The sequence below is a fragment of the Bacillus sp. P4_D3 genome, from assembly GCF_056401855.1.
On the sequence record NZ_JBFUIN010001140.1, the window covers coordinates 1 to 765 of the forward strand.

2 pseudogenes are annotated in these 765 nt (G+C 30.0%); both read right to left on the reverse strand.

Features of this window, described 5'->3' with window-relative positions:
• Window positions 1-161: pseudogene (locus tag AC1DTM_RS29840) on the reverse strand (CsxC family protein); the annotation flags it as partial.
• A 530-nt stretch (window positions 162-691) separates the two neighbouring features.
• A pseudogene (locus tag AC1DTM_RS29845) lies at window positions 692-765 on the reverse strand (GNAT family N-acetyltransferase); the annotation flags it as partial.

Sequence of the window (765 nt, forward strand, 5' to 3'; positions counted from 1 at the left end):
GATTCTACAACAATTTGAATTGTTCTTTCTGCTAATACAACTGGTATTTTTACARTCGGTGCTCCTGGAGTAAGAATTGGTGTTGCAGCTGCATCACTTAATGGCGTTTGAGTTTGTCCATCTACCTGACATGGTACATTAATTGGGCATTGTTCGCTCATATTTTATAATCTCCTTTATACAATATTTTGGAGTTTTTAACTCTCTATACTGTATATGTATCTATTCTATTAATGCGTGGGTTCCTATAATAGTTACTTTCATCATTTACAAAAAAATAGCAATTTTATTGTTAGTTAAACACTCATAACTAAATATATTGAGCCTTTATATGTATCTACCTATATAAAAAAAGAATTTCTGAACCCTCATCGTGGAAGTAGGAACTGATGTGTTAATTATATTCAATAGTAAAGTCAATATTGGTATCACTCTACTGTTGAAAAAAATAAAAACCGACTAAAAAAAGTCGGTTTTTATACCCAAATTTTTCACTAGAATTTATCAACTCTTCTTAGGAAACCAATCTTGTCGTCATTCTTTTCCCTTAATTTCATTTATTAACATCTCTTTTAATGCCTTTTTATCTTTGGATAGTTTAGTTTTTGTTTGCAATTATAAAAAATAAGACTACTAAACGTTAATTTACTAGTCTTATGACCTTTTACAATCCGTACACGCTCCCGTTCATTCACCTATTGTTTACAAAATAAGTATCATACGCTTTATCAAAAACATATCCTAACTTTTCAGCTAGTTTAGCAG